Raw genomic sequence first — 26,253 nt, 5'->3', positions numbered from 1 at the left:
ATTTTTATTAAATGAAACATTAACAGATTCTACTGTTCAAGCTCACGAAGCTTATCCCGGGTTGGCAAGCCTTCCATATCGCCAACGACCTGGATGGCCTGAGCACCTACCAGATTACCGCGATCAAGCGCCTGTTGCGGCGTACGGCCATCCAGCAAAGCGCTAATCACGCCCACCGCAAAGCCATCGCCTGCACCGACCGTATCAACAACTTTAGCGACCGGCTGGCCGGGTGCCAGAAGGCTTTCCAGCGTGCCGCCCAGAGTGCCACGGTAATAGCTGCCTTCTGGCCCCAGCTTGATGATAACGGCCTTGGCACCTCGAGCGAGATAAAAATCGGCAATCGCTTCAGGTGTATCGCAGCCGGTCAAAAGCCGCCCTTCAGAAAGCCCCGGCAGTACCCAGTCAGCAAGACTTGCCAGCTCATTCAAGGTATCACGCATGACGGCTTCGCTGGGCCAAAGTGACGGGCGCAAGTTGGGGTCGAAGGAAATACTGGCGCCGCTTTCGCGCGCCTTCTGCATCACGTGGCGGGTTAGTTCCAGGGCGCTTTCAGAAAGCGCGGGGGTAATGCCGGTAGCATGCAGATGAGTGAGCGACTGAAAGTCGATGGCAGCGGCGTCTTCCACGCTCAAGTGGCTGGCGGCACTGCCGCGCCTGAAATACTCAACCCGTGGGTCGGCACCGCCCTCGGCGCGCTCCTTGAACATCAGACCGGTGGGGTGGTGCGCATCAAGGTGAATATATCGGTCATCGATACCTTCGGCTTTTAAGGCCTGCTGAATAAAGCGGCCCTGGCTGTCGCTGCCTAACCGGCTCAACCAGCCAACGTGAAAACCCAGGCGTGAGAGGCCAATGGCGACGTTATTGTCAGCGCCTGCCAAACGGCGATGAAAACGATCTACGTCAACCAGGTCGCCTGGTAAATCGGCCACTAACATGGCCATGGCTTCGCCAAAGGTGAGTATCTGGGGGGAGGAGGTTGGTGCATGTGGCATAGCGTTATTCTCTTGTTTAAACGTGTTTTGGGTCGTGCTGCCGCGGACCTGCAAGCGCGGTATGTGGCGGTAGCGTGTGGGCGATGTCTGCGCTAGGCCATTAAGCTGGTTGAGCAAACAGCTGACCGCCGCCTGGCCGATATCATCAGTAGGCTGGGCCAGTGTAGTGATGCCGGGGGTTATCAGCTCACACCACGCCAGCTCATCAATGCCCATTAAACCGGTCGGGCCTATGGCGATACCCAGCTTTTGAAAACTGCGCGTCATGGCGAGCGTAACGCTGCCGTTAGCACACAGCACGGCTCCCGGGGCTGAAGCAGAACGCCTGGCAAATGCGTTTAACGTTTGTGTGTGATCCACGGCATTGTTCAGTATCAACGTCTGGCCGTTTATACCTAAAGTTGCTGTCTGTTGAGTAAAGCGCTGCAGCCGCTCTTGGCGGGCGCTGGCGTAATCAGGTGACTCACTGGCGTAGAGAATCGATCGATACCCCTGCTCCACCAAATGCTCCAGCGCCATATCAATGGCCAAGGCGTTATCAAGCCCAATCACCGCGGCGTCTAGCTGGTGAATATCGCGGTCAAGCAGTACCAGTGGCACCCCGCTGCGCATTATTGCCTGTAGCTGTGCTTCAGGCTGCCCGGAAGCATTAATAATCAAGCCCTCTACCTGATAGGCCGACAGCAGGCGTAAATGCTGTTGCTCTTGTTTTGGGTCGTTATCAGTATTGCAGACAATCAACGAATAGCCGCTTGCGCGAGCAGCCTGTTCCACGCCGTGAACAACGGCTACTGAAAAAGGGTTACGGATGTCGGCTACCAGCATCCCCAATAAGCGTGAACCACCGCCTTTAAGACCCCGTGCCATTAAGTTGGGCTGATAGCCCAAGGTATTAGCGGCTTCGGCAATGCGCGTTTGAAGCTTGGGCGTTAGCCGTTCGCGCTCTGGGCCAAAAAAACGCGATACGCTGGTTTTAGAAGTGCCCGCCAATTTGGCGACTTCAATAAGCGTGGTGCGAGATGAGGTAACGGGCATGGGGAAATCCGTTGAGTAATCCGTTTAACAATTAAAATGGGAACGTTCCCAATCTGTTTTCCAACATAGTGAGTTTTGAATTTAAAGGCAATACGCCTTAAGGCTCAGTGAGAAAGGGCAGAGAAAATGAGAGCGTTAAGAAAAATTAATTAAAGCCCTCTGCTAGGCTGGGGGAAAAGCATAAAAGGCGCACGCAATGCAGCTACATGAGTACCAGCAGTACGATGCCACTGGCTTGGCCGAGCTGATCCGCCGTCGTGAGGTGAGTCGGGAAAACGTTTTAGAGGCTGCCTTTACCGCCATTGAAACGCTGAATCCTATTCTGCATGCAGTCGTCAGAACGCGTTTTGAGAAAGCCCTGAAGGAAAGCAGGGACGTCTCCGATGACGCGCTCTTTAGCGGCGTGCCCACCTTGAGTAAAGACCTGTTGATGGGGCTGGCCGGAGAGCCATTGGCTTTCGGCAGTGCCGCGCTATCGCAGTGGTGTCCCAAAGAGGACGCTTTGCTTATCCAGCGCTCAAGAGCCGCAGGCCTGGTAATCGTTGGGCAAACGGCGACACCTGAATTGGGGTTGATGGGAATAACCGAACCTAAGGCCTTTCCGCACCCGGTTAACCCCTGGCGAGCAGGGTATTCGCCCGGCGGTTCAAGCGGTGGTGCCGCTGTCGCCGTGGCTAGCGGAATAGTACCTCTGGCGTTAGCCGGAGACGGCGGTGGTTCGATCCGTATCCCTGCTAGCTATTGCGGGCTATTTGGGTTTAAGCCTACTCGTGGCCGGGTGCCCCTTGCTCCTGGCCATAGTGAAGTATGGCAAGGCGCGGTTATTGAGCATGCAGTGACCCGCAGCGTGCGCGATAGCGCGGCACTATTGGAGCAGGTGAACGGCTTGGCGCCTTCTGGTCCTTACCCGGTGCCCCGTGAAACGGGTTATGTGGCGGCGCTGGCTGCTCCGCCTAAACGGTTACGTATTGCCGTGTCGCTTGGTGATCCCTTAAGCCGTGGTTTGGGCACGCAGTTGAATCCGGAGATCAACGCAGCGGTTGATAAAGCGGCCGCCGCGTTAACGGACATGGGCCATGAGGTGGAGTGGTGCGACCCGCCTGTAGATGGAGAAGCTTTGGCGGATAGCTACCTGACGCTTTACCTTGGCCATTTAGCGGCGGACCTTCGCTGGATTAGCCAACAGACTGGCGTGCCGGTTCGACGCTTGGCGATCGAGCCTGCCACACGCGCTATCGGCCGGTTGGGCGGCAAACTTTTGGCGCAGGATTACGAGCTGGCCAAACGCTATTGGCACGTGGCCGCTGAACAGATGAGCCATTTTCATCAACGCTTTGACGCGCTGGTGATGCCGGTAACCGCCGATGCCGCGCCTAAAATTGGCGAACTTTATCCATCAGCGGCACGTGAACGCTTAATGTCTGTGTTGGCGGTTCCAGGGGCATCGTCGCTGGCGTTAAAGGCAGGCTTATTAAAACGATTGGCAGTGGATGCACTTGGCCGCACACCGTTCACGCAATTAGCCAATTTGACGGGCCAGCCCGCCATGTCCGTGCCTTTGCATACTGCCGCCAACGGGCTGCCGGTGGGCGTGCAAATAGTCGGGCGGTTTGGTGAAGATAAACAGCTCTTACAGCTAGCCGCTGCCTTAGAGCTGCAAGATGTCTGGCAGCACCAATTACCACGGCAAGCGTTCCGCTCTTAGTCAGGTTAAACTACGCGGCTTCAATACGCCGCCTGGCCTTATGCATGCATCCAACCTATGAATTAACCGACGCAGGGGACCGCTACTTCGACGGTCTGGTCGACAAATTTTCACGCTCGCTCTATCAGGCGCCCCGCGGCGAGCTGCGCTTGGCGATGCTGGATTATCTATTGCCGCAAATGCTTGAGCTAACCCAGCAGCCGGTGCTGGATATCGGCGGCGGGTTAGGCCAGCAGGCTGCCTGGTTTGCCGAACGCCAGCACCCGGTCACCATGGCGGAGCCTTCTCTGGATATGCTCACCTATGCCAGGCACTGGCACAGTGAAGCTAAGCGGTTGCCTTGCGAGGCGATGGCCTACGTGCACGCCCCGCTACAGGATTTAGGCCAGCAAGCGCCGGGGCCCTGGCCTTTGATTACCTGCCACGCGGTGCTTGAATGGCTGGGCGACCCGCGCTCAGCGATAGCTCACTTGGCCAGCCTGCTTGCGCTCGGTGGCCAGTTAAGCCTGATGGTATTCAATCGCGATGCGCTGCGCTTCTCCAATGCAGTGAAGGGCAATCTGGAAAAGGCGTTAAGTGATCGCCTGGAAGGCAAGGGCAAGCGACAGCGCTTAACGCCTATTTCGCCGGTAACCCACGCTGAGGTAGTTGAGTGGGGAGCGGAAAACAGTCTTGAAGTGGCAAGCGTCGCGGGCATCCGCGTGTTTCAGGATTACCTGCGCCAGCCACCCGCCAGCGACAAAGAGCGTGAAACGCTGCTGGCGCTTGAAAAAAAGCACTGCCAACAAGACCCGCACTGGCGGCTGGGTCGTTATTTACTTTATACGTTGATCAAGCCGGAGACTTCCCAATGAGTGCTCAAACTCCTGCCTGCCAACTGCTGGAACGCCAGCAGGATGACTACACGGCACTGATGGTCGTAGCGCCACCGGCTGATGCCTGGTTAATCGCGCAATCCTCAGGCGTTATCAGCGGTGATCTTGGTGTGCTAAGCGAGTGGCAAGCGGTAGGCAAACAGGCCTATAGCCCTTTCGCGCTGCCTGAAAATGCCGTTACCCACGGCGAGATAGTCTTGTTCTGGCCCAAGGCGCATCAACTAGGCATTTGGTGGCTTGAGTGGCTATGCAGCGTTTTGCCGGCGGGTACGGCTATTGAGATTGTCGGCGAGCATAGTGGCGGCGTGAAACGCGTGCCGAAAGTACTCGCAGAGCGGGGGATGATCTGTGACAAGCGCGATAATGCGCGGCGCTGTTCGCTGTTTGCCACACGCACCGTCGCACTTGAGAACACTCTGCAAGACGCCTGGCAGCGCTTTGAGGCATTGGGCTTAACGCTTGTCAGCCACCCTGGCGTCTTTGGGCATGGCAAGGTAGATGAAGGCACGCTGCTGCTATTGGAATGCCTGGAAAAAGAGCTGCCCAAAACGCCTCAGCGTGTTCTTGATATGGGCTGTGGCGATGGCATTATCAGCGCCTGGCTTGCCAAGCGGGGCCACGCGGTAACCGCGGTGGATGTCAGCGCCTTTGCCGTTGAGGCGACGCGCCGCACGCTGGAGGCCAATCAGGTCGATGGGCACGTTTTGCAAAGCGATGTGTATAGCGCGCTGGAAAGCCAGACCTTTGATTTTATTATCAGCAACCCGCCGTTTCACCAGGAGCGAGATGTTAGCTACGGGCCTAGTCAACGCCTGATTCGCCAGGCACCGGAGCATCTTGCCAACCGTGGGCGGTTGGTCATTGTGGCGAATGTGTTTTTGCCTTATCCAGATGTTCTGACGGACGCCTTTGGAAGCTTTGGAGCACTTGCCGATAACCGGCGTTTCCGGGTTTATGGGGCAAGTAAATCAGGCCGTTAATGCTTATTTTTAATCGAGCATTACTCGGCAAAGAAAACATTTAGAACATGGTCTAAATGGGCTTCCATTGCATGGCGAGCAGCGGCCGGATCACGATTTTCAATCGCGTTAACGATTTGCTCGTGATCGCCCTGGGAGCGCTTTGGCATATCCGTTTCCATGTATAGATCCTGAAGACGACGGAACATAGCGCCATACTGGTGACCAAGCAGATGCTTGATGATAAGCGCGTAAGCGGCATTGTTTGATGCTTCTGCTATACGGATATGCAGTAACCGGTCTCCCGCACAGTTACGTCTACCGTTGGCGTTATCAAAGAAATTGCGCTCAAGGGCTAGTCGGATTGACTTTATCTCGTCATCGGTCGCATTCATAGCCGCTAACGCCGCAATTTCCGGCTCTAGATAACGGCGTGTCTGAAGAAGAGAAAACGGAGGGATTTCTTCGTCTAGGTTAAGCTCGATTTCACTCTCGAATTCTGGATCCAGTGCCCACGGCTCTGTACGTGCCGCTGCACGCATCACCGGCTCCAAAGGCACTGATTGGGACTCAAGTACAACGACACCGTGCCCGACGCGCACGGCAACCTGACCAACCACTTCCAAAGCAATCAAGGCTTCTCTTACTGACGCCCGGCTGACGCCAAGGGATTGTGCAAGCTCGCGCTCGGGTGGAAGAAGGGTTCCAGGGGGGAACTCTCCATTATTGATCAACTGCTGCAACTGGTCAGCGATCTGGCGATAAAGTCGTTGTGAGCGGATGGCTTGAATGGGCATTCTTGGTCGTTCCTATCCGTATCTTTAATATTCTCGATCAATATTCATTGCGACTAAAGTTCATCCCAAAAAGTCCATGATTGGCCTTTTTGAGGATTGCCAGGGTCAATATCTCTCGCTCATACTCGATTCATTGGTCAGGCCATTGTATATCTGGACGACCTGACCCTAAGTATGTTCCCACGATTTCCAGAGGCGTGCCATCGCTATTAGGGAAGTGACATCGCATGAGACTTAAAAATAAAACTGCATTAATCACCGCCGCCGCGAACGGCATTGGGCGTGCAAGCGTCGAGCGATTTGTTGCCGAAGGCGCACGTGTATTCGCCACCGATATTGATATTTCTACCTTGCAAGATATGCCGGGCGTTGAAGCCTATTGCCTGGATGTAACGGATAGTCAGGCAATCAACGAATTGGCCGCTACGCTGCCAGACTTGGACATACTGTTTAACTGTGCGGGGATGGTGCCGGGTGGCACGGTACTTGAGTGCGACGAGGCGACCTGGCAGCGGTCAATGGATCTGAACGTCACTTCCATGTTTTATACGCTCCAGGCTTTTTTACCCGGCATGTTATCAAACGGCGGGGGCAGCATTATCAATATGGCGTCTCTGGCATCAAGCGTTAAAGGCGTTGCCAACCGCTGTGCTTACGGGGCCTCCAAAGCGGCGGTTATCGGTCTTACCAAGTCGGTAGCCGCCGACTTTATGACCCAGGGTGTTCGCTGCAATGCCATTTGCCCAGGTACCGTCGAGTCTCCCTCGTTGAAACAGCGTATTGCAGAGCAGGCTGGTCGAGAAGGGCGCAGCGAAGCTGACGTGCTGGCATCTTTTATTGCGCGTCAACCGATGGGCAGGCTAGGGCGGGTAGAGGAAGTGGCGGCATTGGCCGCCTTTCTGGCCAGCGATGAATCACAGTTCATTACGGGTACCGCACAGTTGATTGATGGCGGCTGGGCTAACTGATTACTTTAGGAGGTATAACAATATGAAACTATTACGTTTTGGACAGCCGGGTCAGGAAAAGCCAGGCATTGTGGATAGCCAGGGAAAGGTACGCGATCTCTCCTCTATCGTTGATGATATCGCGGGCGACGTATTGAGCGACAGCCAGTTGCAGCAGCTACGCGATATGGATTTAACAACGTTGCCGGAAGTAGCTGATGATGTTCGCTTGGGCCCCTGTGTGGCTCGCGTAGGCAAGTTTATCTGCATTGGCCTCAACTACTCGGATCACGCCGCTGAAACCGGTGCTGAAGTGCCGCCTGAGCCGGTCATTTTCAATAAATGGACCAGCGCTATCTGCGGGCCTAACGATGATGTGGAAATTCCCCGCGGCTCGGAAAAGACCGACTGGGAAGTAGAACTTGGTGTCATCATCGGCAAGGGCGGTCGTTACATCGACGAGGCCGACGCCATGTCTCATGTGGCGGGCTACTGTGTTGTGAATGATGTCTCTGAGCGCGCGTTCCAGCTTGAGCGCAGCGGCACTTGGGATAAAGGCAAAGGCTGCGATACGTTTGGCCCGTTAGGCCCTTGGCTGGTAACCCGTGACGAAGTGGCGGACCCGCACCAATTGGGCATGTGGCTTGAAGTGGATGGCAAGCGTTATCAGGATGGCAGCACCCAGACCATGGTGTACCAAGTGCCTTTTTTAATCAGTTACCTAAGCCGCTTTATGAGCCTGCAGCCGGGCGACGTCATTTCAACCGGCACACCTCCCGGTGTCGGCATGGGCCAGCAGCCCCAAGTATATCTACGGGACGGCCAGCGCATGCGTTTAGGCATTGATGGCTTGGGCGAGCAGACCCAGCGCGTAGTTCAGGCATAGAAAATTTAGATAGTAGAATTGTAGATAGTAGAAATATAGATAGTGGAAATATAGATAGTGGAAATATAAACCGTAAGAAAATAGGTATTGGCGGCTCTATTCGCCGCTAATACCTCATTTACCGAGAGCAGCAGGCCTTGAAGGGATTTTTATACCTCCAAAGGACTGACCAATAGACCAAAGCACCTGTCAGGCTGGTTCGATAGTGGCCTGTGCTTGGCGGAAAGGAGCACATTAATGCAAGCGCTTGTTTGTTCAAAGCCGCATCACCTTGAACTGCGTCACTACGCTAAGCCTGAGTGCCCGGCAGGGCATGCCCTGGTACGCATTCGGCGCATTGGCATCTGCGGCACGGATATCCATGCCTATGGAGGCAATCAGCCCTATTTTGAATATCCACGCGTGCTTGGTCATGAACTCGCAGGAGAGGTCGTTGAGGTGGCGGATAGCCCAGCTCAGCATCTGCTGGGCAAGCAGGTCTACGTTATTCCTTATTTACATTGCGGCGAGTGCCGCGCCTGCCAGCAGGGCAAGACAAACTGCTGCCAGAGTATGCAGGTCATTGGGGTGCATAAAGATGGTGGAATGGCGGAGTACTTGGCTGTTCCCACTACGCACCTGATAGTTTCCGAAACTCTCTCTATCGATCAGCTTGCGTTGGTAGAGTGCATGGCGATTGGCGCCCATGCGGTAAGACGTAGCGCGCTGCAAGCGGGTGAGCTTGCGGTGATTGTCGGGGCAGGCCCGATTGGCATGGGTGTTCTTCAGGTAGCGAAAAGCCGAGGCGCACGCACATTGATGGTGGACACCAATGCCTCGCGATTAGCGTTTTGCCGTGATGTGCTGGGGGCCGATGCTGTCGCGAACCCACAAGATGTTGAGGTGGCGGCCCTGATCAGCACACTAAATGATGGAGCGTTAGCGGATGTGGTGTTCGATGCCACCGGTAATCCCCGCGCCATGCAGGCGGGGTTTGATCTTGCAGGCCATGGTGGGCGCTATGTGTTGGTTAGCGTAGTGAAAGCTGATATTACCTTTAACGATCCTGACTTCCATAAAAAAGAACTGACGCTGATGGGTAGCCGCAATGCCACGCGTGAAGACTTTGATTGCGTGGTGTCACTAATGGAGAGTGGTGCTATCAACGCCGATGCGATGATTACTCACCGGGCGGCGCTTGCCGATGTTCCTTTAAAAATGCCTCAGTGGTGTGACCCCGCCAATCAGGTCATCAAGGCGATGATTTCCATCGATACTGAGGAAGCGCATCCGTGAGTGATCTGATTACAACTCAAACGCCCCATCTCACGCTGCGTGTTCACGCACTGGATAATGTTCGAGTTGCTTTGACCGACTTGCCAGCAGGCGCAGTGATCGAGGATCAAGGCGTTAACATCACGCTGCCTGGCTTCGTTCGCCACAAGCATAAGTTTGCGCTAAGCGATATGGCGGCTGGCGATGTTGTCACCATGTACGGCGTAAGGGTGGGCAAAGCAACACAGCCCATTGCGGCGGGTGGCGCTATTACGACCGAAAACGTGGTGCATGCAACGGACGAACTATCCACGGAGACTAGGCAAAAAGCTTGGCAGCCACCTGAGGTAACTGCGTTCGAGAAGACGACATTTGCTGGCTACCATCGCCCGGATGGCAAGGTAGGAACGGCCAACGTTTGGCTAGTGGTGCCTTTGGTTTTTTGTGAAAACCGCAATATCGAAGTATTGCGCCAGTGTGTCGCCGATGCCTTGGGCGATGACCCCTTTTATGATTATAAGCGCATGGCCAGACAGCTGTTACATGGGCAAGACATTGCCGAGTCAGCGGCTCCTGCGGGGGAGCGTCTGTTTCCTAATGTTGATGGCGTGCGCTTTCTGGTTCATCAGCAAGGCTGCGGTGGCACAGACGGCGATGCTGACGCGCTATGTGAACTGCTCGCAGGCTATATCTGTCATCCCAATGTTGCTGGCGCAACGGTGCTTAGCCTGGGCTGCCAGAAAGCACAGATCACCATGTTGCAAGAGGCCATTGCAAAACGTGACCCAAGCGGCTACAAGCCAGTCAGCTACTTCGAACAGCAGCGGTCTGAAAGCGAAGAGGTGCTGATTCGTGACGCATTGACAGCGATTTTTGATGGTCTCAAGCAGGCCAATCAAGTGACTCGGCAGCCAGCGCCGCTTTCTGAACTTACCCTGGGCGTTGAATGTGGCGGCTCAGACGGCTTTTCCGGGCTTTCCGCAAACCCCGTGGTAGGTGCCGCTGTGGATCGCCTGGTGGCACTGGGCGGTAGCGGTATTCTAAGTGAGTTCCCCGAGCTGTGTGGTGTGGAGCACGAGCTGTTGGCGCGCTGTCGTAACCCGCAGGTGGCTGAACGCTTTACCGCATTAATGGCTGCTTATCAGCGTCATGCCCACGCGGTGGGCGCTGACTTCTCCATGAACCCCTCACCTGGCAATGTGCGTGATGGCCTGATTACCGATGCCATGAAGTCAGCGGGCGCTGCCAAAAAAGGAGGAGACAGTCCCGTGGTTGATGTGCTCGATTACACCGAGCCGATGACGCGTAAGGGGCTTAACCTGCTATGTACGCCGGGTAACGACGTAGAGTCGACTACCGGCCTGGTGGGGTCAGGCGCTAACCTGGTGCTATTTACCACAGGTCTAGGGACGCCAACCGGCAACCCTGTGGCGCCTGTGATTAAGATTTCAAGCAATAGCGAACTCGCAAGCCGCATGAGCGATGTGATCGACTTCGATGCTGGGCCGGTCATCCGCGGCGAAGCGAGCATTGCCCAATTGGCCGATGAATTGCTAACGCTCTGTATTGAAACCGCGTCTGGACGTTATATATCGAAGGCTGCACGTCTTGCTCAGTTGGACTTTATTCCCTGGAAGAGGGGGGTGTCATTGTGAGGCAGCCTCTCTCCCAGGCGAGCATTGTTCAGTTCGGTACTAGTCGGTTTTTACTCGGCCACGTCGCTGCCTTTGCAAGCTCCGCTATCGCGGAGGAAGGAAGCCGTGAAGCGGTGCTTGTGGTGCAGACGTCCGCGCGCCCTGAAGGCAAAGCCAAGGCAAATGCGCTAGCTCATCAGGATAGCTATCCGCTGCATATTAAGGGTTTGCGTAATGGTGTACCCGTTGAGGAGCACCTTTCCGTTAGCAGTGTCGCTGGCTGCCTTGTGGCACAAGACGACTGGGAGGCATTAGAACGTCACTTTATTCAGACGGCTCGCTGGGTGATTTCCAATACGGGTGATAGCGGTTACGACGTGGCCGGGGATACTAGTCTTTCCGCTGTTCCCGCAAGCTTTCCAGGCAAGTTGACTAAGCTGCTTTATGCACGTTTCAAGGCTCAGCGGCCAGGTCTTACGCTGCTGCCCTGCGAATTGATCGGCAGCAACGGTCAAGTGCTCAAAGAGATTGTTTCCAGTCTGGCGCGAAAGGACTACCAAGATGCTCATTTCAGTACTTGGCTGGATGTCGAATGCTGCTGGGTCAATACGCTGGTAGATCGGATCGTCTCGGCACCGCTTGAGCCGGTTGGCGCCGTTGCTGAGCCTTATGCGCTCTGGGCTGTTCAGCAAGCCCCATGCCTGATTATGCCTTTTGAGCATCCTGCCATTGAGGTCGTGAGTTCATTACAGCCTTATGAGTTACGCAAGCTTCACATCCTTAATCTGGCGCATACGTATCTGGTTGATCAGTGGCTCACGCTTGATTTGACCGATTCCATTACCTACGTAAGAGAGGCCATGCAAGAGCCAAAACTGCGTAACGCGCTCAGTGAGGTGATGGAGACAGAGGTATTGCCTGTCTTGGCTCTTGAATTACCGAATATGGATTTAAACGTCTACTGGCAGAGCACGCTGGAACGTTTTGATAACCCTTTTTTAGATCATCGTCTAAAAGATATTGCCCAGTATCACAATGACAAGCTGAGCCGCCGCATACAGCCAGTGGTAGTTATGGCGAAAAATTACGCGATACCGACACCAAAGCTGAGCGATGCGCTTAAGCGAAAAAACATATCGAACATTAACGATAAAACAACACTGCTTTAAAGCAGACACCACACCTACGGTTAAACACAAGAAGAAGAGGAGTGCTTAATGCGCCTGAATAAACTGTCTATCGCTATTACGCTTGCAACTGTTACAACGCTTGGCGTTGCTACGACTGCTCACGCCAGCACTGAGATCCGCGTTGCGTACGGCAACCAGCCCGGCGAGCCGGTGGATGTAGCCGTCAAGCAGTGGGCCGAATGGGTGAATGAGGCAAGCAATGGTGAGCTGGAACTGAAAGCGTTTCCTGCCAGCCAGCTGGGTTCGGAAACGGAGGTCATGGAACAGGCACGCTTTGGTGCGCCGATTATCTCGATTACTGCTTACAGTAATTTTCTCGATTCCGTTCCCGACCTTGCGGTACTGGATGCACCTTATCTGAGTGAAGATTTTGAGTCGAAGCTCAAGATTTTTGACTCGGAGTGGTTTGCTGAGCAAATGGCAAAGGTGGATGAGTCTGGCTACCACATCGTCATCCCAAATGCGGTATATGGTGCACGCCACCTGCTATCACGCGAGCCAGTTAGTAGTCCTGCTGATCTTGATGGTATACGTATCCGCGTTCAAAACTCGCAAATGTATGTGGAAGCCATACGTGCCATGGGGGCAACACCCACGCCGATGTCGCTGGGTGACGTTTATCCTGCGCTGGCGCAGGGGATAGTCGACGGCGTTGAAAATCCTGCAGCGGTACTTTACGGGGGCAAGTTCCACGAGGTGGTGAAACATCTTAGCTTGACGTCTCATATGCATACCGTGGCGCCTTTCGTTACCGGAAAGTCTTTTTGGGATCAGCTCAGTGAAGAGCAGCAGCAAATTATGACGGATACCGGTCAGCAGATGGCAGAGTATCTCTCTGAGCTGGTAGCGGATAACAGCGAACAGGCACTAGAGAGTTTACGTAGTGAAGGCGTTGAGATTCATGAAGTTGATATCGCGCCTTTCCGCGAGCGGGCTGCACAGCAGATTCCATCCGCGTTTCCTCAATGGAGCGAGGGTCTGTACGACAAGGTTTACGAAATCATTAACGGCTGATCATCCTGTGATCGCATGGTTCCCCGGTTAGCCGGGGAGCCAAGTTGAGGTGTCTGATATGCAGCGTATCTTCACGTGGCTAGACCGATTCATGCGTCTTGATGAAGTCATCGCGACCGCCGCCATTTTTGCGCTTTTCCTGGTGGCGATTAGCAATATATTCATGCGCTATTTATTTAACAGCCCCCTGGCCTGGACGGAAGAGATTCTTCAAATGCTTTTAGTGTGGGCCGCATTTCTGGGCGCTAGCGCCCTGGTGCGCCGCAGGGAGCATGTGTTCATTAGTTTTGTGACCGATAAGCTCCCACCACGATTGGCGCATTGGAACGAGCAAATATTCAGTGTGGGCATCATCTTGGTGAGTGCCGCGGTAATGCTTTATTGGGGGACCCAGCTACTCAGCTTTTCAGCGTATCGCAGTACACCAATGCTGCAAATTCCCTATTACTGGATTCATGTGGCGATCCCCGTTAGTGCAGTGATAATGATTTATCACTGTGTCGTGCGGCTGGTTCAGCAACATTCATCTTAGGAGCTAACCACATGGCTGTCAGTATTGCGCTTGGCGCACTGTTTTTACTGTTTCTGTTAGGTACCCCCGTCGCATTTGCACTGTTTTTTTCGACGTTTCTCTATTTCATCGTAGGGGCTGACCAACCCATGATGCTGCTTATTCAGCGTCTGGCCGGTGGTCTGGAGTCGGTTTCTTTACTCGCCATTCCATTTTTCATTATGGCGGGTGTTTTCATGAACTATTCAGGCATAACCGACCGGTTGCTGAAGCTTGCTGAATTGCTGACTCGTCGTATGCATGGTGGATTAGCACAAGCCAATGTGTTGTTAAGTACTTTTATGGGGGGGCTGTCAGGCTCTAATATTGCCGACGCAGCCATGAATGCCAAACTTTTGGTGCCCAGCATGACGGCTAAAGGTTATCCCGTACCTTTTTCTAGCGCGGTAACCGCAGCTTCGTCACTTATTACCTCGACTATTCCTCCCGGCATCGCCTTGATCGTGTATGGCTACGTCAATAATGTTTCCATTGGACGGCTTTTTCTTGCTGGTGTGGTGCCTGGCGTTTTGATGGCAATCAGCCTAATGGTGCTGGTGTCCTTCTTGTGTCGGCGTTACGGCTACCAGCCACCCCAGCGAGCGAAAGTAGCGCGTAAGGAGTGGATTAGCGTGACGCGTGCCGGCCTTATCGCTTTGATGCTGCCTCTGGTCGTTATTGGCGGTATCCGAGTTGGCGTTTTTACGCCAACAGAGGCAGGGGCCATTGCAGTGCTTTATGCTCTCATCGTGGGTGTTTTCATTTATAAGCAGATGACGCCCAAGACGATAGCGCTGGCGACCAATGAGTCGCTCTTGGCATCAGTTAATGTGCTGTTCATCATTGCCGTCGCATCGGGTTTTGCACGCTTTCTTACCTGGGAACAAATTCCTCAGGAGATCGCTATGATGTTGTCTACCCAGGTTGGCAGTGCTATCGCCTTCCTATTGCTAGCTAACGTACTGTTATTGGTCTTAGGCATGTTTCTGGAAGGCAACGCCATTTTGATCGTACTTTCGCCGCTGCTGGCGCCGGTAGCTGCTCAATTTGGTGTGGATCCCGTTCACTTTGGCATTATTTTCATTATCAATGCCACCATTGGCACGATTACGCCGCCGTTAGGCACGGTGATGTTTACTACCTGCAGTATCACGGGAATTAACGTTTCATCCTTTATTCGCGCCGTCATGCCTTTCTGGCTGGTAATGGTAGGCATTTTGCTACTGGTGACATTCATTCCAGCGCTTTCATTGATGTTGCCTACACTGGTTTTCTAATCGCGGTGGTTTCTATGCACAGTAGGGGCAAGGGTGAAAAGGCTAGCTCAATATTTCCTCACACTTGCCACATTCGGCTGCCGACAGCATAACATTTCACCGCTATGATGCTGATAAGCATTGGGCAATTTAATGAACGTTGTGCGGGGTGGCCGTGATGGTTAGAAACAGCAGAAATATCGTGATGTTAGGCAGTGCTGTCGTGCTGGGTGGGTTGCTGGCGGTGGGGTTGGTTGGGGGCGGTAGCTACATCAAGCAGGCGGCCGAGGTATGGCAGCAGTCTTCGCGCAATGTCACGGTTCGTGGGTTGGCCGAGCGCGAAGTAGCGGCAGACCTGGTGTTGTGGCCGTTTAATTACAGCGTTAGCGCGAACAGTTTAAGTGACTTGGAAGAGCAGCTTTCCAATAATAACCAGGCAATTCGCCGCTTTCTGGAAGCCCAGGGGTTTGCTCCTGAACATATCAGCACCACGCCACCCAGGATTACCGATCAGTTCAGTAATCTATATGGCGGGCAGCGCCCTGATGAGCGCTACCGCGCAGAAGCCACGCTACTGCTGCGTTCGCCGGATGTAGAAGGGGTGATGCAGGCGATCCCCAGCACCTCGTCGCTGGTGCGCCAGGGTGTTTTACTCTCGCCCAGCTACGAGTATCAAACCGAATTCCTGTTTACCGGGCTGGAGGCGATCAAGCCCGAAATGATTGCCGAGGCCACTGCCGATGCGCGCAATGCCGCCCAGCAGTTTGCTGAAGACTCGGGAAGTCAGGTGGGCCAGATACGCCAGGCGACGCAGGGCTATTTCTCTATCGAGGATCTAGACAGCTATACGCCCAATATCAAGCGAGTTCGTGTGGTGACCACTATCGACTATGCATTAAAGGATTAACCGGTATAACGGATGCCGGTCACGGTGTAGAGCACTTCGCCATTGGGGGTAAGTACCTTTACATCGTCATCGACCTGCTTGCCGAGAAGCGCTTTAGCCATGGGCGCGTCGATGCTGATCCAGCGTTTTTGGGTGTCGATCTCGTCGTGACCCACAATGCGAAGTTGCAGCGCTTCTCCCTCTTCATCTTCCAGATCGACAAAGGCGCCGAAGAAGATTTTATCCAGATTCGCCGGTAGCCGGTCGACCACCTGCAGTTCATCCAAGCGTATTGTCAGGTAGCGAATCCGGGCAATCACGCGGTTCAGCTCTTTCTTGTTATACGTGTAATCAGCGTTTTCGGAACGATCGCCCAGTGCGGCGGCTTCGCCTACTTTTGTTGAGAGTTCGGGGCGTTTGACTCTGGACAAGTGATCCAAAATGCCGCGTAAACGCGCGGCGCCCTCAGCGGTAATCAAATTGCTTTTGGGTGCCTGGCGTGGATCTTTTGCCGGATCGCGCCAGCGGGTCATATTACGGCCTTTCATTCGCGTGCTCTCATTTCGGTAGGGGCGGCACTTTTAAGACACTTACTCTACGTGAAAAAAAGCCTCTTAGGTAAAAGCATGTTGAATGACCGGAGTCACTAGCGAATCATTCAAACGTTCGTTACATTGTCGGGGTGGGCGATTTAACCCTTAAACGCTACGCTGATAAAAATAATCCAGGAGACTGTCATGCGCGCCATACCCGTTTCACGTTTACTGATTGCCACCGCCCTCAGCGGTACGCTGGCGCTTGCCTCGGCAACGGCCTTTGGCTACGAGAGCGAGCTTTTCTCGCTGAAGAATCGCTGGGAACATACGATGAGCGATCTGCCTGCCAACCAGCGCGAAAGCACCCTTAAAACCTTGGCGGATGAAGCAGCTACCCTGGTAAATGCGAACCCTGATCAGGCTGATCTGCTGGTCTGGCAAGGAATTATTCTGGCCTCTTATGCGCGTGAACGTGGTGGGTTTGGCGCATTGGGTGTAGCTGGTGATGCACGCGATGTGCTTGAGCGGGCCATTTCCCTCGACCCCCAGGGTGGCAACGGTTCTGCGTACGTCACGCTGGGCGCGCTTTACGACAACGTGCCGGGGCGCCCGATCAGTTTTGGCAGCAGCGATAAAGCCCGGCAAATGTTCCAGCGCGCCGTCGAGGTTCGCCCTGACGGCATCGATGTCAACTACTACTACGCCGAGTTCTTGCTTGATGAAGGCGATACCAATGCGGCCCGCGAGCACGCCGAGCGCGCAGTGAACGGCACCCCGCGTGCGCAGCGCGAGCTTTCTGACGAAGCGCTGCGCCGCGATGCCCAGGCCATGTTGAACCGTCTATAATCCCTCCTGGCCAGATTGGCATTCCCGGTAGCAAGCACTGATAATAGAACGATTGTTATCACCGGGAGTGCCTCATGGCGTCCAGCGTTGAAAAAGTATCATTAAACACACCGCTTCTGAGCCTTGACGATGTTGAGCTGCTCAAGCGCGAGACGCTCTATGAGGGTTTTTTCCGCTTAGAAAAGATGGAGCTTCGCCATCGCCTTTTTGAAGGTGGCTGGAGCAAACCCATGCACCGCGAAGTGCATAGCCGACACGATGCGGTGGGAGTATTGCTTTATGACCCCGCACGCGATGCGCTGGTGCTGGTTGAGCAGTTTCGCGCGGGTGCAGTAAACGACCCCGTTTCCCCCTGGAAACTTGAATTCGTAGCGGGCCTGATTGATAAAGATGAGTCGCTTGAAGATGTTGCCAGACGTGAGTCGCTGGAAGAAGCAGGCTGCAAAGTAGGGCCGTTAACCCTGATACATACCTATTACCCAAGCCCTGGGGCCTGCAATGAGCGTGTAACGCTGTTTTGTGGGCTGGTTGATACGCAGGGCGTAAGCGGTATTCATGGTCTTGATGAAGAACATGAAGATATTCGCGTTCACGTGGTGTCTTTTCCCACCGCTTGGGAACTCTTGGCGCAGGGGAGACTCGACAACGCCATGTGTTTGATAGGACTGCACTGGCTCAATGGCCAACGCGCCTCCTTGCGCGCGTTGTCCCAGCGAGCCCTCACCTCAAGCGAAAACCACGAGGAGTGAGCATGGCAAGAACAGCCTATGTCACCGATTTAAAGTCGCTCCAAGGGGAGTGCAGCGCCAACTATCTGCGTTTATTGCGCCTAGTTGGTGATATGGAGAGCGGGCAACGCCGCGAGATCGCTCTAAGTAGTGATGAACAGCACTTTGGCGATTTGCAGCTTAAAGTACTGGAGCATGCACCTTACACCACTATGGTAGAGGTCACTCAGAGTGGCCCGCTGGATGCGGTTATGGAAGGTCCGCGCATGCGCGTTCACCTATATCATGATGTGCGTATGGCGGAAGTCACGGATTTTCAGCGCCAGCGCCACTTCAGTGGCCGCTATCGCTATCCTAATGCGCACATGCATCAGCCTGACGAAAAACTACAGCTCAATCGCTTTTTGGGCGAATGGTTAGCCCACGGGCTGGCCCATGGTCACACCTACGATTTACCGGAGATGCGCTAATGCGCCTGGTGCAGATAACCGATGCCCACTTGTATGCTGATATCAATGCACGCTCGCGCGCCGGTGTGCCGTGGCTGCATTTTCAACGCGTTCTCGCGGCAGCGGTTGCCGAACGCCCGGATATCATCGTATTGACGGGGGATGTCAGCCAGGACGAAACCGCCGCGTCTTATACGCTTGCCAGCGACGCACTGGCGAGTTTGCCCTGCCCGTGGTTTTGGCTGCCGGGCAATCACGACCAGATCGATCTGATGCGCGCGGAGCATCCGCTACTAGAAGCGGTTGATATGCAGCAATGGCGCCTGCTGCTGCTTAATACACAGGTGGCAGGCCAACCCCATGGAGAGTTGGGCAGCGAGCGGCTGAAGGCGTTGTCTGCACTACTTAAAGAGGACGACCGTCCCGTGCTGATCGCCATGCATCATCCGCCGGTAGACGTTGGCGCTAGCTGGATGGATGCTATCGGTTTGCAGGACCGGGAGGCGTTTTGGCAGGTGCTGAGCGCTTACCCGCAGGTCAAGATCGTACTGTTCGGCCACGCGCATCAGGCGTATGCCCAGCACATCGGGTTAGCGGATGGCGGACGTGTAGACGTCTATGGTTGCCCGGCGATGTCGGATCAGTTTATGCCGGGTGCCGAAACGTTCACCATCGATGAAGCCTCAAGGCCTGGTTATCGAGTAGTGGATCTTAACGGTGAAGAGTGGCAAACCTGGGTTGAACGCGTTGATGTCTAGACGATATCACGCTTTCTATGTTGCTTATTTCATAAAAGAATAAAAAGATAGTTATTAATTCTTTTGGGTTATTATTAACTCGGCGTTACTCTACTCACAATCGAGCGTATAACGTTTTAATTCAGCGTGTACTGCAAGCTTATAAGAATCGGCTTGTTTTGTGAGGTAGTAGACCATGACTCAGTTCTCCACACTCTCTTCGACGCCGCGGCGTGAGGTGCCTGGCGCACTTGATGCCGCGCGTCAAACGCACCTAAAACAGCTAGAAGCCGAGTCCATTCACATCATTCGTGAAGTGGCGGCTGAATTCAGTAACCCGGTCATGCTGTATTCGATCGGTAAAGACTCCTCGGTGATGCTGCATCTGGCGCGTAAGGCATTTTATCCCGGTACGCCGCCGTTTCCCCTGATGCACGTGGATACCACCTGGAAGTTTCGCGAAATGATCGAGTTTCGTAACCGCATGGCCTCCGAAGCGGGCATGGAGCTGATCGTGCACACCAACGAAGAGGGGCGGGCAGCCAATATCAACCCGTTCGACCATGGCAGCGCGAAATATACCGATATTATGAAAACCCAGGCGCTTAAGCAGGCGCTGGACAAGTACGGTTTTGATGCCGCTTTCGGCGGTGCCCGGCGCGATGAGGAAGCCTCGCGCGCCAAGGAGCGCGTCTACTCCTTCCGCGACAAGTACCACCGCTGGGACCCCAAAAATCAGCGCCCGGAGCTTTGGAACGTCTACAACGCCAAGGTCAACAAGGGGGAATCAATTCGCGTGTTCCCGCTTTCCAACTGGACCGAGCTTGATATCTGGCAGTACATCTATCTGGAATCGATCCCGATTGTACCACTGTACTTCTCCGCCAAGCGCCCGATAGTCGAGCGTGACGGCATGCAGGTGATGGTGGATGACGACCGCCTGCCGCTGGCGCCAGGTGAAGTGCCCGAAGAAAAATCGGTGCGCTTTAGAACGCTGGGCTGCTATCCGCTGACCGGTGCGGTGGAATCAGAAGCCGCAACGCTACCGGAAATCATTCAGGAAATGCTCCTGACCCGGACCAGCGAGCGCAGTGGCCGCGCCATCGATCGCGATCAGGTAGGTTCCATGGAGAAGAAAAAGCGCGAGGGGTACTTCTGATGTCTCACCAGTCCAATTTGATCGCCGACAATATCGAGCAGTACCTGCACGAGCATGAAAACAAGGACCTTCTGCGGTTCATTACCTGCGGCAGCGTGGACGACGGCAAATCGACGCTGATCGGCCGGTTGCTGCACGACTCCAAGATGATCTTCGAAGATCAGCTCGCCGCGATTACCCTGGCCTCCAAGACCAGCGGTACCACTGGTGATACGGTGGATCTGGCGCTGTTGGTCGATGGTTTGCAGTCCGAGCGCGAGCAGGGCATTACCATTGATGTGGCCTACCGGTTCTTCTCCACAGATAAGCGCAAATTTATCATTGCCGATACGCCAGGGCATGAGCAGTACACACGCAATATGGCCACCGGCGCCTCTACGGCAAGCCTGGCGATTATCCTGATTGACGCGCGTTACGGTGTGCAGACCCAAACGCGCCGGCACAGCTTTATTGCTGACCTGCTGGGTATTCAGCACTTGGTAATTGCCGTCAATAAGATGGATTTAGTCGGCTTTTCCGAGCAGCGCTTTGCAGAAATCAAAGCGGAATACCACGCGTTTGCCACCAATTTGCAGGCGCGTGACATTCAGTTTGTACCCATGTCGGCGCTAAACGGCGATAACGTGGTTAACCGCAGTGAACATACCCCGTGGTATAGCGGTGAAACGCTGATTGAATTACTCGAAAATACCCAAATCAGCCAGGATGATAATCTGACGGATCTGCGTTTGCCCGTGCAGTACGTCAACCGGCCGAACCTGGATTTTCGTGGCTACTGCGGCACGCTGGCTGCTGGCGTTCTGCGCCCAGGTCAGGCGGTAAAAGCCCTGCCTTCAGGCAAGGTGTCAAAAGTGGCGCGGATAGTTACTTTTGATGGTGATTTGAGTGAAGCCTACCCGGGGCAGGCCATCACCGTGACGCTTGAAGACGAAATCGATATTTCCCGTGGTGACTGGCTGGTGAGCGCAGAGGCCGACGTACCGCTTTCCAATGCGTTTACCGCCGACGTGGTCTGGATGCACGAAGAAGCGCTGAAGCCGGGTAAGCTCTACGACTTTAAACTCGCGACCCGCGATCTTTCCGGGCAGGTCAGTGCGATCGAGTATCAGGTCGATGTCAACACGCTTGAAAAACACGCCACTGACGTATTAGAGCTTAATGCGATTGCGCGCTGCGAAATTGAGCTTACCGCTACGGTGCCGATCGATAATTATCGCAACAGCCCTAAAACGGGTAGCTTTATCATCGTCGATCGACTAACCAACGTCACGGTAGGCGCGGGGATGATACGTGCGGTAGCCGCGCATAGCGCTACCGATGCATCCACTACCGATTGGACTGCCTTTGAGCGTGACCTGAACGCGCTGGTGCGCAAGCATTTCCCGCATTGGGAAGCTAAAGACATTAACGCCTTATTCAAGCGCTAAATTACGTTTGATCAATACCTTAGCCCGCTTCGTTAGAAGCGGGCTTTTTCGTATCTGTTAAATTAAGAAAGGCTAAACAATAGGGCCATTCGCTTGACGCTCACTCAGGATGCGCCACACTAATAGGGCGTTTTTAACGCACACCTCATCACGAAAAGGAGAGCATGATGAACCAAGCACTGAATGGTAAACGTGTCGCAATTGTTGCTGCCGATGGTTTTGAAGAGGCTGAATTAAGCTCACCGCGCGATGCGCTCAAAAATGCCGGTGTCGAAGTACATATTGTGACGCCTGACGGTAAAGGTATTCGTGCCTGGGCTGAAACAGATTGGGGCGATACCTACGAGGCTGATAAAGCGCTTGCCGATGTTAACGAATCCGATTACCACGCTTTGGTACTGCCGGGTGGCTTGTTTAACCCAGACGAGCTGCGAGTTAATGAAGACGCGTTAAGCTTCGTAAAAGCATTTTTCCAGGCCGGTAAGCCCGTAGCTGCTATTTGCCACGCCCCGTGGATTTTAATCAATGCCGGTGTGGTTGATGGACGTCGGCTGACGTCGGTGCCTAGCATCGCGCAGGATTTACGTAATGCTGGCGCTGAGTGGGTCGATGAAAAAGTCGTGGTGGATAGTGGTTTTGTCACCAGCCGAACGCCTAAAGACCTAGACGCCTTCAATGCCAAACTCTTGGAAGAGCTTCAAGAAGGTCGTCATTCTGGTCAGCACGCTTAATGTCGTGGTTTAGCCCGTGGGCAAGCTTTGTAAAAAGGCTTGTCCATACTGCTGCAAAACCCATGAAGCGAGACCGTGGCCGCGGGGGGATGGTTGTTCATCCTTACCGCGGCTACGGCTCGTCTGAAGAAGTGTTCGTAATGGGGCGGGTATTTCGCCAAGCCGCCCTTGGCCGCGCTATTCCGCGACGCGGCATGTTGCGTGATACGGCCGACGTTACCCGACGAATTTTTCGCCGCGGCCTCGCTAATGCACAGGTGGACATTAGCATCGGTCAAAACCAGCTAACGTTGATGACTGATCGGGACGGATATTTCGATGCACACCTTCCGATTACCCATTCGCTGCCTATCGATGTTTCCTGGCATCGAGCGGATATCATGGTGCATGCAGAAAACCAGTCGCCTGTACGTACTAACGTTGAGGTATACGTACCGCCACCGGAAACAGATCTGCTGATCATTAGCGATATTGATGACACCGTCATGTTTACCGGCGTTGCCGAAAAGCTGAAGATGCTTTATCGCCTCTTTGTACGCAAACCGCATCGGCGCACGGCATTTCCAGGTGTCGCCTCGCTATATCAGGCCCTGCACCGCGGCGAAAGTGAGAAGGCCGAACGACCCATTTTGTATGTATCCCGCGGGCCCTGGGCTATTTACGAAATGCTCGAAACGTTCTTTCAGCTCAACCGGATTCCGGTTGGCCCGATTCTTTTTCTACGCGAGTGGGGGATTTCATTACGTCACCCCTGGCCGCGCCGTGCCGAGGATCACAAGCGCATGTTAATTGATCGAATGTTGACGCTGTTCGATGAGCTACCGTGCATTTTGATTGGCGATAGCGGGCAACACGACCCAGAAGTATATGCCGAGATCGTCAAGGCTTACCCTGGGCGTATCAAAGCTATCTATATCCGTCGCGTGGATAAAGACCCTGAACGCGAACAGGCTATTCAACGGCTTCGTGATGAACTGGTAGATTCCCAGTGCGACTTGGTACTCGCCCCCGACAGCGTATTGATTGCTGAGCACGCCCACGCCAATGGCGATATTTCGGCGCGTGGCCTACAGGCAGTCGAGCGCGATGTAAAAGAGCATCTCGAAGAAGAGCGCCGTGAAGCGCAAGGGTAAGCCTTGCCTTAACGTCGTTGTTGTCTGACCATGATAAAACGAAGCTTTCCACTATCTTCCCATTTCGGATGCTAAGTCATCATGGTCGTTCTACTCATCGTGCTGTTACTCGCGGTTTTTATACTGCCCAACGTATGGGCAAAGTGGGTGCTTAAGCGTCACCAGCGCGGCCGCGACGATTACCCGGGTACCGGGGCCGAGCTTGCCGAGCATTTGCTGCGGCGCCTGGGTGTCGATGAAGTAAGCGTTGAACGGACCGAGTTTGGCGATCATTACGATCCTGAAACGCGCTGTGTGCGCCTTTCGCCCGATCATTACGATGGGCGGTCACTCACGGCGGTAACCGTTGCCGCCCATGAAGTGGGTCATGCCATACAGCATCATCAAGGCTATGCGCCGCTGCTGGCGCGCAGCCGCTTGGTGGGCGTTGCCCAAAAGGCAGAAAAGATGGGGGCCATTCTAATGATGGCCGCGCCGTTTTTATTCTTGTTGACGCGCGTGCCGGGCGGTTTGGCGTTAGTGATTGGCATGGCGGTGATTAGCTTCGGTACCGCCGCGTTGGTTCACCTGGTGACGCTACCAGTTGAATTCGATGCCAGCTTCAACCGCGCACTGCCTCTTTTAAAAGATTATGTGCCGCCCTACGACATGGCGGGTGCGCGTCACGTGTTAACCGCCTGTGCGTTTACCTATGTCGCGGCTTCACTTGCCAGCATGTTGAACCTGGGCCGCTGGCTGGTGATCTTGCGCCGTTAAGCACTAATTTCAAACGCTATTTACAGCTTATCCTGGCTTGTTAGCCATGATCACCGCCCGCCGTGGCGCAGGGTAGCCCTCGATGGTGCGAGTGCGGTCATCGGGGTCGAGAAAGTCGACCAGCGACTGATAGGTCATCCACTCGGTGGAGCGCTGCTCGTCCAATGTGGTGACTGCTTCATCGACCACGCGGATATTGGTAAAGCCGCAGCGGCTGAGCCAGTGGCAGAGCGCCTTGGAGGAGGGTAGAAAGTAGACGTTGGGCATCGCGGCGTAGCGCTCGCCGGGCACAAACACCGTTTGCTTGTCGCCTTCCACCACCAGCGTTTCCAGCACCAGTTCGCCACCCGGCGCCAGGGCTGCTTTCAGCTGTTGAAGGTGCTCGAAAGGGGAGGCGCGGTGGTACAGCACGCCCATGGAGAACACGGTATCGAAAAAGCCGAGGTTTTCCGGTATGTCCTCGATACCCACGGGAAGGAACTGAGTGCGCCCGCCATCGGCATCGCCTACGAAGTGGCGCACCGCCTGAAACTGCCAGTAAAAGCGCGGCGAAGGATCAATCACCAACACGAATGCAGCCCCAGCACCGGTCATTCGCCAGGCGTGGTAGCCGCTGCCGCCGCCTACATCCAGCACCTTGCGGTATTTCAGTGGCGCTAGATGAGGCGCGACGCGCTGCCACTTCCAGTCGGAGCGCCACTCGGTCTTGATATCAATGCCGCCCAGCTGAAAAGGGCCTTTGCGCCACGGAGCCAGCTTACGCAGCAGGTTAAAACACTGGCGCTGTTGGCTATCGCTGAGCGCAAGCTCCACCGTTACCGTATCGCTATCGAGCTGAACGTCGCGCTGTGCAGGTAGAGGTGGCAGTTTGGCCACGGCTTTTTCCCAGGCCGGCAGATCGCCATGGCGCTGGCGGTCAAGCCCCCGGGCCAGCTGCTCGGGTAATTTAGCCAGCCAAGTCGTTAAGCCCTGGTCTAAAAATGCCTGATAAAGCGCACGGTGATCATCAGGGAGTTCCACTTAGCTCTCCTTAAACGCAATGACAGAGGCAAAGTTCAGGTACTGGAACCACGTTACCGTACGTGGGAAGCCTGCCTGCTGTAAGCGCTGATGCAGCGCATCCAACGTATCAGGCACTAACACGTTTTCAAGCGCGGTACGCTTTTGGCTGATCTCCATGTCGCTGTAACCGTTGGCGCGCTTGAAGTCGTGGTAGCGCTCGACCCGCCATGCATTATCCCGCTCATCTACATCAACGGTTTTTTCAGATAACACCAGCACGCCGCCGGGCTCAAGGGCGTCAAACAGCTGCTTTAATAGCGCATCCCGGTCGGCGGGGGGCAAAAACTGCAGCGTAAAGTTAAGAATGATCATGCCTGATGGCGCATACTCGAGCGTGCGGATATCGGCTTCTTCCACGCTCATGGCATGTTCAGGGCACTCTTCACTGAACGTTTGCCGGGCGCGCTCCACCATGGCGGGCGAAAGATCGACACCCGTATAGCGAAACGCATCAGGTTTCAGCGCGCCTGCCAGAGCGAGGCCCGAGGCGCCGAGCGAGCAGCCCAGGTCATAGACGTGACCGCCATGGCGAAGGTGGCGCTGGGCAATCAGGCTGAGCATACCCAGGATCTGGCCGTAGCCCGGTACCGAGCGGCGGATCATGTCAGGGAAGCAGGCAACCACCTGCTCATCGAAAGAGAAGCGCGCCACTCGATCAAGGGGTGTCGAAAAGATAGCGTCACGGTAAGATGCATTACTCATT

Annotated in this window: 26 protein-coding genes and 1 pseudogene; 21 read left to right on the top strand and 6 right to left on the bottom strand. The window is 54.6% G+C overall.

Going from position 1 to position 26,253, the window contains the following annotated elements; translation table 11 throughout:
- Positions 1-29: 29 nt before the first annotated feature.
- A complete protein-coding gene (locus ACT3XD_RS01145; RefSeq protein WP_192537130.1) occupies positions 30-998 on the bottom strand; it encodes a sugar kinase in 969 nt (322 codons plus the stop codon).
- Between the two features lie 45 nt (positions 999-1,043).
- Positions 1,044-2,033 (bottom strand): annotated as a pseudogene (locus ACT3XD_RS01140) (LacI family DNA-binding transcriptional regulator); the annotation flags it as partial.
- 196 nt (positions 2,034-2,229) lie between these two features.
- Here ACT3XD_RS01140 and ACT3XD_RS01135 point away from each other — a divergent pair.
- Genes ACT3XD_RS01135 through ACT3XD_RS01125 form a run of 3 tightly spaced genes read left to right on the top strand, consistent with a single transcriptional unit; the run spans position 2,230 to position 5,593 of the window.
- Positions 2,230-3,738 (top strand): amidase, encoded by a 1,509-nt coding sequence (locus ACT3XD_RS01135; protein ID WP_192537049.1) that lies wholly within the window; start codon positions 2,230-2,232, stop codon positions 3,736-3,738.
- Between the two features lie 44 nt (positions 3,739-3,782).
- Positions 3,783-4,592 (top strand): methyltransferase domain-containing protein, encoded by an 810-nt coding sequence (locus ACT3XD_RS01130; protein WP_192537050.1) that lies wholly within the window; start codon positions 3,783-3,785, stop codon positions 4,590-4,592.
- Positions 4,589-5,593, top strand: a complete 1,005-nt coding sequence (locus ACT3XD_RS01125; RefSeq protein WP_192537051.1) for a methyltransferase — start codon at positions 4,589-4,591, stop codon at positions 5,591-5,593. Before ACT3XD_RS01130 ends, ACT3XD_RS01125 begins: the two co-directional genes overlap by 4 nt.
- Before the next feature lie 20 nt (positions 5,594-5,613).
- Here ACT3XD_RS01125 and ACT3XD_RS01120 read toward each other — a convergent pair whose 3' ends face one another.
- Positions 5,614-6,369, bottom strand: coding sequence for a FadR/GntR family transcriptional regulator (locus ACT3XD_RS01120; protein WP_192537052.1), 756 nt, complete (start codon positions 6,367-6,369; stop codon positions 5,614-5,616).
- 227 nt (positions 6,370-6,596) lie between these two features.
- On the opposite strand from ACT3XD_RS01120, the gene ACT3XD_RS01115 reads away from it, so the two are divergent.
- The 9 genes from ACT3XD_RS01115 (at position 6,597) to ACT3XD_RS01075 (ending at position 16,007) form a co-directional block, all read left to right on the top strand.
- On the top strand, positions 6,597-7,337 hold the full coding sequence (locus ACT3XD_RS01115; protein WP_192537053.1) for an SDR family oxidoreductase: 741 nt from the start codon (positions 6,597-6,599) through the stop codon (positions 7,335-7,337).
- Between the two features lie 22 nt (positions 7,338-7,359).
- The gene (locus tag ACT3XD_RS01110; RefSeq protein WP_192537054.1) at positions 7,360-8,202 is read left to right on the top strand and encodes a fumarylacetoacetate hydrolase family protein; all 843 of its coding nucleotides are present in this window, start codon (positions 7,360-7,362) and stop codon (positions 8,200-8,202) included.
- A 237-nt stretch (positions 8,203-8,439) separates the two neighbouring features.
- The gene (locus ACT3XD_RS01105) at positions 8,440-9,477 is read left to right on the top strand and encodes a zinc-binding alcohol dehydrogenase family protein (RefSeq protein WP_192537055.1); all 1,038 of its coding nucleotides are present in this window, start codon (positions 8,440-8,442) and stop codon (positions 9,475-9,477) included.
- Positions 9,474-11,111, top strand: coding sequence for a UxaA family hydrolase (locus ACT3XD_RS01100; protein WP_192537056.1), 1,638 nt, complete (start codon positions 9,474-9,476; stop codon positions 11,109-11,111). Before ACT3XD_RS01105 ends, ACT3XD_RS01100 begins: the two co-directional genes overlap by 4 nt.
- Complete coding sequence (locus ACT3XD_RS01095; protein ID WP_192537057.1) at positions 11,108-12,259, top strand: mannitol dehydrogenase; 1,152 nt, start codon at positions 11,108-11,110, stop codon at positions 12,257-12,259. The genes ACT3XD_RS01100 and ACT3XD_RS01095 overlap by 4 nt, the downstream gene beginning before the upstream one ends.
- Positions 12,260-12,307: 48 nt before the next feature.
- Complete coding sequence (locus tag ACT3XD_RS01090) at positions 12,308-13,294, top strand: C4-dicarboxylate TRAP transporter substrate-binding protein (protein WP_192537058.1); 987 nt, start codon at positions 12,308-12,310, stop codon at positions 13,292-13,294.
- A 58-nt stretch (positions 13,295-13,352) separates the two neighbouring features.
- Positions 13,353-13,826, top strand: a complete 474-nt coding sequence (locus ACT3XD_RS01085; protein WP_192537059.1) for a TRAP transporter small permease — start codon at positions 13,353-13,355, stop codon at positions 13,824-13,826.
- Between the two features lie 11 nt (positions 13,827-13,837).
- Positions 13,838-15,121, top strand: a complete 1,284-nt coding sequence (locus ACT3XD_RS01080; RefSeq protein WP_192537060.1) for a TRAP transporter large permease — start codon at positions 13,838-13,840, stop codon at positions 15,119-15,121.
- A gap of 148 nt (positions 15,122-15,269) precedes the next feature.
- Positions 15,270-16,007, top strand: a complete 738-nt coding sequence (locus tag ACT3XD_RS01075) for an SIMPL domain-containing protein (protein ID WP_192537061.1) — start codon at positions 15,270-15,272, stop codon at positions 16,005-16,007.
- Here ACT3XD_RS01075 and greB read toward each other — a convergent pair.
- On the bottom strand, positions 16,004-16,534 hold the full coding sequence (gene greB, locus ACT3XD_RS01070; RefSeq protein WP_192537062.1) for a transcription elongation factor GreB: 531 nt from the start codon (positions 16,532-16,534) through the stop codon (positions 16,004-16,006). The two genes, ACT3XD_RS01075 and greB, sit on opposite strands and share 4 nt — an antisense overlap.
- A gap of 189 nt (positions 16,535-16,723) precedes the next feature.
- Here greB and ACT3XD_RS01065 point away from each other — a divergent pair, with 189 nt between their 5' ends.
- From ACT3XD_RS01065 to ACT3XD_RS01025, 9 genes are all read left to right on the top strand, one after another.
- Positions 16,724-17,368, top strand: a complete 645-nt coding sequence (locus ACT3XD_RS01065; protein WP_192537063.1) for a tetratricopeptide repeat protein — start codon at positions 16,724-16,726, stop codon at positions 17,366-17,368.
- 74 nt (positions 17,369-17,442) lie between these two features.
- Positions 17,443-18,117, top strand: a complete 675-nt coding sequence (locus tag ACT3XD_RS01060) for an NUDIX domain-containing protein (protein WP_192537064.1) — start codon at positions 17,443-17,445, stop codon at positions 18,115-18,117.
- A 2-nt stretch (positions 18,118-18,119) separates the two neighbouring features.
- Positions 18,120-18,566: a DUF1249 domain-containing protein gene (locus tag ACT3XD_RS01055; RefSeq protein ID WP_192537065.1), complete on the top strand. Its 447-nt coding sequence runs from the start codon at positions 18,120-18,122 to the stop codon at positions 18,564-18,566.
- Positions 18,566-19,303 (top strand): metallophosphoesterase, encoded by a 738-nt coding sequence (locus ACT3XD_RS01050; protein WP_192537066.1) that lies wholly within the window; start codon positions 18,566-18,568, stop codon positions 19,301-19,303. The genes ACT3XD_RS01055 and ACT3XD_RS01050 overlap by 1 nt, the downstream gene beginning before the upstream one ends.
- A gap of 175 nt (positions 19,304-19,478) precedes the next feature.
- Positions 19,479-20,441 (top strand): sulfate adenylyltransferase subunit CysD, encoded by a 963-nt coding sequence (gene cysD, locus ACT3XD_RS01045; RefSeq protein ID WP_192537067.1) that lies wholly within the window; start codon positions 19,479-19,481, stop codon positions 20,439-20,441.
- The gene (gene cysN, locus ACT3XD_RS01040) at positions 20,441-21,868 is read left to right on the top strand and encodes a sulfate adenylyltransferase subunit CysN (protein ID WP_192537068.1); all 1,428 of its coding nucleotides are present in this window, start codon (positions 20,441-20,443) and stop codon (positions 21,866-21,868) included. The genes cysD and cysN overlap by 1 nt, the downstream gene beginning before the upstream one ends.
- Positions 21,869-22,035: 167 nt before the next feature.
- Complete coding sequence (locus ACT3XD_RS01035) at positions 22,036-22,599, top strand: type 1 glutamine amidotransferase domain-containing protein (protein ID WP_192537069.1); 564 nt, start codon at positions 22,036-22,038, stop codon at positions 22,597-22,599.
- Positions 22,600-22,661: 62 nt separating this feature from the next.
- Positions 22,662-23,732, top strand: coding sequence for an App1 family protein (locus tag ACT3XD_RS01030; RefSeq protein ID WP_225736054.1), 1,071 nt, complete (start codon positions 22,662-22,664; stop codon positions 23,730-23,732).
- 81 nt (positions 23,733-23,813) lie between these two features.
- Positions 23,814-24,488: a zinc metallopeptidase gene (locus ACT3XD_RS01025; RefSeq protein WP_192537071.1), complete on the top strand. Its 675-nt coding sequence runs from the start codon at positions 23,814-23,816 to the stop codon at positions 24,486-24,488.
- A gap of 27 nt (positions 24,489-24,515) precedes the next feature.
- On the opposite strand, the gene cmoB is transcribed toward ACT3XD_RS01025, so the two are convergent.
- Together cmoB and cmoA are read right to left on the bottom strand one after the other, a co-directional pair.
- Entirely contained in the window at positions 24,516-25,508 is a 993-nt protein-coding gene (cmoB, locus tag ACT3XD_RS01020; protein WP_192537072.1) for a tRNA 5-methoxyuridine(34)/uridine 5-oxyacetic acid(34) synthase CmoB, read from the bottom strand.
- Entirely contained in the window at positions 25,509-26,252 is a 744-nt protein-coding gene (cmoA, locus tag ACT3XD_RS01015) for a carboxy-S-adenosyl-L-methionine synthase CmoA (protein ID WP_192537073.1), read from the bottom strand.
- Position 26,253: the final 1 nt, after the last annotated feature.

The sequence above is a fragment of the Halomonas sp. AOP7-B1-5 genome, from assembly GCF_052353045.1.
In the GTDB taxonomy this organism is placed as follows: Bacteria; Pseudomonadota; Gammaproteobacteria; order Pseudomonadales; family Halomonadaceae; genus Vreelandella; species Vreelandella colorata.
The sequence above is the reverse complement of the archived record's forward strand: the minus strand, read 5'-3'. Positions and strand labels throughout refer to the sequence as shown.

Coding starts and splice junctions, on each gene's coding strand:
- ACT3XD_RS01145 (WP_192537130.1), bottom strand. CDS start 998: ATGCCACATGCACCAACCTCCTCCCCCCAGATACTCACCTTTGGCGAA.
- ACT3XD_RS01135 (WP_192537049.1), top strand. CDS start 2,230: ATGCAGCTACATGAGTACCAGCAGTACGATGCCACTGGCTTGGCCGAG.
- ACT3XD_RS01130 (WP_192537050.1), top strand. CDS start 3,783: ATGCATCCAACCTATGAATTAACCGACGCAGGGGACCGCTACTTCGAC.
- ACT3XD_RS01125 (WP_192537051.1), top strand. CDS start 4,589: ATGAGTGCTCAAACTCCTGCCTGCCAACTGCTGGAACGCCAGCAGGAT.
- ACT3XD_RS01120 (WP_192537052.1), bottom strand. CDS start 6,369: ATGCCCATTCAAGCCATCCGCTCACAACGACTTTATCGCCAGATCGCT.
- ACT3XD_RS01115 (WP_192537053.1), top strand. CDS start 6,597: ATGAGACTTAAAAATAAAACTGCATTAATCACCGCCGCCGCGAACGGC.
- ACT3XD_RS01110 (WP_192537054.1), top strand. CDS start 7,360: ATGAAACTATTACGTTTTGGACAGCCGGGTCAGGAAAAGCCAGGCATT.
- ACT3XD_RS01105 (WP_192537055.1), top strand. CDS start 8,440: ATGCAAGCGCTTGTTTGTTCAAAGCCGCATCACCTTGAACTGCGTCAC.
- ACT3XD_RS01090 (WP_192537058.1), top strand. CDS start 12,308: ATGCGCCTGAATAAACTGTCTATCGCTATTACGCTTGCAACTGTTACA.
- ACT3XD_RS01085 (WP_192537059.1), top strand. CDS start 13,353: ATGCAGCGTATCTTCACGTGGCTAGACCGATTCATGCGTCTTGATGAA.
- ACT3XD_RS01080 (WP_192537060.1), top strand. CDS start 13,838: ATGGCTGTCAGTATTGCGCTTGGCGCACTGTTTTTACTGTTTCTGTTA.
- greB (WP_192537062.1), bottom strand. CDS start 16,534: ATGAAAGGCCGTAATATGACCCGCTGGCGCGATCCGGCAAAAGATCCA.
- ACT3XD_RS01065 (WP_192537063.1), top strand. CDS start 16,724: ATGCGCGCCATACCCGTTTCACGTTTACTGATTGCCACCGCCCTCAGC.
- ACT3XD_RS01060 (WP_192537064.1), top strand. CDS start 17,443: ATGGCGTCCAGCGTTGAAAAAGTATCATTAAACACACCGCTTCTGAGC.
- ACT3XD_RS01055 (WP_192537065.1), top strand. CDS start 18,120: ATGGCAAGAACAGCCTATGTCACCGATTTAAAGTCGCTCCAAGGGGAG.
- ACT3XD_RS01050 (WP_192537066.1), top strand. CDS start 18,566: ATGCGCCTGGTGCAGATAACCGATGCCCACTTGTATGCTGATATCAAT.
- cysD (WP_192537067.1), top strand. CDS start 19,479: ATGACTCAGTTCTCCACACTCTCTTCGACGCCGCGGCGTGAGGTGCCT.
- cysN (WP_192537068.1), top strand. CDS start 20,441: ATGTCTCACCAGTCCAATTTGATCGCCGACAATATCGAGCAGTACCTG.
- ACT3XD_RS01035 (WP_192537069.1), top strand. CDS start 22,036: ATGAACCAAGCACTGAATGGTAAACGTGTCGCAATTGTTGCTGCCGAT.
- ACT3XD_RS01030 (WP_225736054.1), top strand. CDS start 22,662: ATGAAGCGAGACCGTGGCCGCGGGGGGATGGTTGTTCATCCTTACCGC.
- ACT3XD_RS01025 (WP_192537071.1), top strand. CDS start 23,814: ATGGTCGTTCTACTCATCGTGCTGTTACTCGCGGTTTTTATACTGCCC.
- cmoA (WP_192537073.1), bottom strand. CDS start 26,252: ATGAGTAATGCATCTTACCGTGACGCTATCTTTTCGACACCCCTTGAT.